Source organism: Microcystis sp. M_QC_C_20170808_M3Col (assembly GCF_007095505.1).
Taxonomy (GTDB): domain Bacteria; phylum Cyanobacteriota; class Cyanobacteriia; order Cyanobacteriales; family Microcystaceae; genus Microcystis.
In genome coordinates this window covers 1-5,651 of sequence record NZ_SFBY01000395.1, presented here as the reverse complement: position 1 = coordinate 5,651, position 5,651 = coordinate 1, and the positions used below count along the sequence as shown (strand labels likewise).

Here is a 5,651-nt window from a genome sequence, read left to right as displayed (position 1 = left end):
TGGACTCTGTGTAAGACAGTACATGGTTTTTTAACTGTGGTATGCGACGGTGGTGGAAGCAGAAACTTAAATCGTGAGGTTTAGGAATCGCCGCACTTTTAGGGCGGCGAGGATGTCAATGAGGTTCGCTCGTCCTCTATTTCGATCGCCGACTCGTGCAGTCATGTCTTTTTTTCTCTTAGCTGTTGAACCACCTGCCCTAATTAATACTGTAGCTGAACCCGAAACGGAGGAGCGCCAAGTTTCAGAAAATAGTCCCACGTCTGTAGTTCCCCTCCCTGTCACCCCAGCACCTCTAGAAGCAAAAAAGCTTTCAGAAGAGAGCGTTTCTATTCCCCTCACCGTCACTCCACCCCCGGAAACCGTCGAGGTAAAACCCTTGGTTCCCGATGAGGGTATTCCCCTCAAACCATTACCTAGTAGTGCAGGTAATGCGGCAGCTTTAGGAAAACCCCTTTCTATCCAGAATTCTCCACCCCCCGCGGCCGTTGATGTCACCATTCATCCCGAAACCGAGATAGTGTCAGGATTAAATCAAAAGGCTCTTAACCAGAAAAATGGCTCAACTCGGCTATTAGTGCGGAAAAAAGGCGAAAAAACCAGCCAAGAATACTTGATTTCCCTCAATAACGGCCTAGATCAGACCGCTAATCCAGAAGAGGAAAGGCCTCTAGAATTGGTGGCCGATGAGCAGGAATTTGACCAAAATCGGCAGATTATCACCGCTAGAGGTAATGTCACCCTGCGTTTTGCCCAAAGTGTACTAACGGCCGATCGCTTACAGATTAATCTTCCCGAAAAGTTAGCGGTAGCGGAGGGCCAGGTGATCCTAACCCGGGGAGATCAGATCCTGCGCGGCGATCGCTTTGAGTATTATTTCGTCCAGGATAGCGGTGTGGTATTTAATGCTAATGGGGAGATTTTTCAACCCAGCACCGCTAGGGATTTAGGACAAACGCTGCCCACGGATGTGGGGGCCGGTAGTTCTTTTGCAACTCTAACCGATCGTTTGGCATTAAATCAACCCTTGCAGAGAATCACCACGGGAGAGGGTTTTCAATTTGTCGTCGGGGGACAGGATCCCAGTCGACGCGATCGACAGAATATTAGTAGTCCCTCGGGAGGAACGATTAATCGTGTCCGTTTTCAGGCCGAACGCTTGAATTTTGATGGTAAGGTGTGGAATGCCACTAATGTGCGTCTGACCAATGACCCTTTTTCCCCCCCTGAATTGGAAGTTCGGGCTAATTCCGCCACTTTTCGCAGTACCGGCCCCTTTACCGATGAGTTGCGGATGAGTAATTCCCAGTTGGTTTTCGATCAACGGGTAGTGGCACCCACTTTTATTAATAGTCTCACTTTCGATCGCCGTCGTCGTCGTCCTTTTTTAATTGCTCCGGGCTATGATGGGGAGGATAGGGGCGGATTTTTCGTAGAAAGTCCCCTAACTTTAGTGGAGACACCGAAGACTATTTTTGAGTTGACACCGCAATATTTAATTCAAAAAGTCCTTAATCCCGATGCTTTTCCCTCAGCTAACCCCGGAGGTGGGGAAGTTTCGGCCCTTAGTCCGAAAGCTTTTGGTTTATTGGGCAATTTTGCCACTAATTTTGGCGAGCGCTCGTTTTTGCAAGCGACAGCTTCTTTTTCTAATTTAGATTTGGAACAGATCGAAAATAGTGTTCGTTCTAAAATTCGCTTTCAACAGACGATCGGACAGTTGCAGGATCCCTATCTGCTCAATGTGGAGTACAATTATCGCGAGCGTCTCTTTAACGGTTCTTTAGGTTTTCAGACGGTTAATAGCAGTTTTGGGGCAATTTTGACCTCACCTGTGATTGTCGTCCCGAATACGGATATTAGACTCAGTTATCAAGCTTCTGTTCAGAATATCAACGCACCCACCGATCGCAGTAATCTCTTAGCGGCCAATGCAACGGATAATGTTACTAATTTAAGCCGTTTTCAGGGTGCTGTCTCTCTCAATCGCAGTTTTTTACTCTGGTCTGCCCTTACTTTACCACCGACTCCCGACCAAGGTTTAAGATTTTCTCCTCTTCCCGTTCAACCCTATATTGCTATTGTCACTGGTGTCACTGGTGTCACCAGTTATTACACTAACGGAGAGACGCAAAATTCCGTCACGGGAACCGTGGGATTATTAGGGCAGTTTGGGCGTTTTTCCCGCAATTTCTTCGACTATACCGGGTTTAATATCAGTTTTAGTCAGGGTTTAGTTAACGGACAATCACCCTTTTTCTTCGATCGCTTTGTTGATCAACAAACAATGTCCTATGGTATAACTCAACAGGTATATGGTCCGATTCGTGTGGGTTTCCAGAGTATTTACAGTATCGATCAAGCCAAGGAAATCAGTACAGAATATTTTCTCGAATGGAGTCGTCGCACCTATAGTTTAATTTTGCGCTATAACCCTGTGCTGCAGTTGGGAATACTCAACATCCGCGTCTCGGATTTCAACTGGACAGGCAACCCCGGCTATTTTGAGGGCAGCGATGTCCGTCCGGTGGTGGATGGAGTAACCCGTTAAGCTGAGGAGACAGGAGACAGGAGACAGGAGACAGGAGAAGGAATAGGGGATAGGGGATAGGGGATAGGGGATAGGGGATAGGGGATAGGGGATAGGGGATAGGGGATGGGGGGAAAACAATCCATAACTGGGTTTTTAAAGTTAGATCGGCAGTTAATCACAGGATTAAAAACGGATTTAGTATGACTACTACTCTTGAAAACTTACAGGAATTTATTGATTTTTGTCAGCAGCATATTACTGGCAAAGAAAGGAAAGAAGCCCAGATTTTCCTAGACCGTTTCTTTCGAGCTTTTGGTCATAAAGGTGCGTTAGAAGCGGGTGCAACCTATGAGGAGGCGATTACTAAAGGTAGCAAGAAAGGTAAAACCGGATTTGCTGATTTAGTTTGGAAACCTCGTGTTTTAATTGAAATGAAAAAGCGAGGAGAAGATTTAAGTAAGCACTATCCCCAAGCTTTTGAATACTGGAGTCGATTGGTTCCTAATCGCCCTCGCTATGTCTTATTATGTAATTTTGATCAGTTCTGGATTTTTGATTTTGATCTTCAAATAGATGAACCGGTAGATCGAGTAAATCTCAACGATTTGAAAAATCGGGTGAGTGCGTTCAATTTTATGGAAGTAGGGAATCGTACCCCTATCTTTCAGAATAATCAAGTCGAGATTACAGAAACGGCGGCGCGGCGCATGGGTGAGTTGTTTCAACTGTTAAAAAAACGCGGTCATAAAAGCGGTTTTGATGAGTTGACGGCGCAGCGATTTATTTTGCAGTGCGTATTAGCAATGTTTGCTGAGGATCGAGGATTGTTACCGAGAGATTTATTTATTTCTTGTGTGAAAGAATGTCTAAATGGTGGCAATTCTTATGATGTCTTGGGGGGATTGTTTCAACAGATGAACCAACCAGGAATTACCCCCGCTGGTAAGTATCAGGGAGTGGATTATTTTAATGGGGGACTGTTTAGTATAATTCATCCGATTGAATTAACTAATAACGAATTAGAGTTTCTGGATGTGGCGGCGCGTCAGGATTGGAGTAAGATTCGTCCGGCAATTTTTGGTAATATTTTTGAGGGGACGGCTAATGCTGAAGAACGCCACACCTACGGAATGCACTTTACCTCAGAAGCGGATATTATGAAAATTGTTCGCCCAACTATTAGCCGTTACTGGGAGGAAAGAATTGAGCAAGCTGGGACGATTGGCGAGTTAAATACACTTCAGTTAGAATTACAGCAGTATAAGGTACTTGATCCTGCTTGCGGTTCGGGTAATTTTCTCTATGTCGCCTATCAAGAATTAAAGCGCATTGAACAGTTATTAATTGAAAAGATTGCTAACCGTCGTCGTTCTGCTAGTGAGCAGTTACAGATTAGTTTTGTTACGCCTAAACAGTTTTATGGTATGGATATTAATCCTTTTGCTGTAGAATTAGCGCGGGTGACTTTAATGATTGCCAGAAAGGTGGCGATTGATAAGTTTAATTTGACGGAAGCTTCTTTACCTTTGGATACTTTGGATAGTAATATTATTTGTGCTGATGCTTTGTTTACGGATTGGCAAAAAGCAGACGCAATTATCGGTAATCCTCCATTTTTAGGAGGGAAAAACATGAGATTAAATCTCAGTGATGATTATGTTAATAGGGTATTTGCGAGGTTTTCTGAGGTTAAAGACTCGGTTGATTTTTGTTCCTATTGGTTTCGTCTAACACATAATCAATTAGATGAAAAAGGAAGGGCAGGTTTAGTCGGAACTAATTCTATTAGTCAAGGAAAAAGTCGTGTAGCAGCGTTGGATTATATTACTCACAATGGTGGACACATTCATGAAGCGATTTCTACTCAGCCTTGGTCTGGTGAGGCTAATGTTCATGTTAGTATTGTCAATTGGAGTAAAATTGAACCAGTAAGTTATTATTTAGATAATCATCCAGTTTCTCAGATTAATTCTTCTTTAAAAGCGACTGTAGATGTTTCAAAAGCAGTTAGACTATTAGCCAACAAAAATATTAGTTTTCAAGGAGTGATACCAGTTGGTAAGGGATTTTATATTAAGAGTGAGCAAGCGGAAAAATGGATCGAAAATGATCTTAAGAATAAAGAGGTTTTAAAATTATCATCCTCTGCTGGTGATTTAACTGACAATCCTCATGGAAAACCTAGCCGCTGGATTATTGATTTTAACAATATGAGTTTAGAAGATGCTAGTGAATATAAACTACCTTTTGAGCATATTAAATTAACTGTTAAGCCAGAAAGAGAAATAAATCGTGATAAGAAAGCACGTGATTTTTGGTGGATATTTTTACGTCCTCGCCCTGAAATGAGAACAGCAATTAAATCTTTAACTTGTTGTTTTAGTATTCCTAGACATTCTAAATGGTTTATTTTCCTTCCGGCTAAAAAAGAATGGCTTCCTGCTGACTCAACTACTGTTGTAGCCTCTGATGATTTCTACATTCTCGGTATCTTAACATCAAATATACATCGAATTTGGGTAAAAGCTCAAAGTTCAACTCTCAAAGGCGATACTCGCTATACTCCTAACACCTGTTTTGAAACCTTCCCTTTTCCCCAGAAACCTTTACAGGAACTTGTCGAAAAAATCCGTCAAACCGCCAACGAATTACACGAATACCGCAGCCAACAGATGGAAAAAAAACAATGGGGAATCACCAAACTATATAACCAATTCTTTAACGAACCCAGTAGCCAACTGTATCAACTCCATCAGAAATTAGATAAGCTAGTAATGGAGGCCTATCACTTCCAAGCTGACGAAGATATTTTAGAAAAATTATTAACCTTAAACTTGGAATTAGCAGAAAAAGAGAAGCGAGGAGAAACCGTCATCGGCCCCTGGTCTCCTTACTCTTAGATTACTCCAAAGCCTTACACTAGATTGAAACAATCTGAATTTCCCTGACTCGGTGCATTGGTTTGGTTGGCTTTTCGGTGGTGATTAGTTCATCAGCTTGAATAGAACTCTTGCAAATTAATTATATGTTATAATGATGGGTTAACTAATTTTCCCCAAAAAATTAGTTAATCAGTACATTCGTCCTGAATAAAAACTTGAAGTTTAACTTTTAACTC

2 protein-coding genes are annotated in these 5,651 nt (G+C 42.3%); both read left to right on the top strand.

All coding sequences use genetic code 11. From position 1 onward, the window contains the following. Positions 1–163: 163 nt before the first annotated feature. Complete coding sequence (locus EWV84_RS18260) at positions 164–2,551, top strand: DUF3769 domain-containing protein (RefSeq protein ID WP_287079183.1); 2,388 nt, start codon at positions 164–166, stop codon at positions 2,549–2,551. A gap of 182 nt (positions 2,552–2,733) precedes the next feature. After that, positions 2,734–5,433: a DNA methyltransferase gene (locus EWV84_RS18255; RefSeq protein ID WP_287079181.1), complete on the top strand. Its 2,700-nt coding sequence runs from the start codon at positions 2,734–2,736 to the stop codon at positions 5,431–5,433. Positions 5,434–5,651: the final 218 nt, after the last annotated feature.

Excerpts from the sequence above, each read along its gene's own strand:
- EWV84_RS18255 (WP_287079181.1), top strand. The coding sequence starts at position 2,734 with ATGACTACTACTCTTGAAAACTTACAGGAATTTATTGATTTTTGTCAG.
- EWV84_RS18260 (WP_287079183.1), top strand. The coding sequence starts at position 164 with ATGTCTTTTTTTCTCTTAGCTGTTGAACCACCTGCCCTAATTAATACT.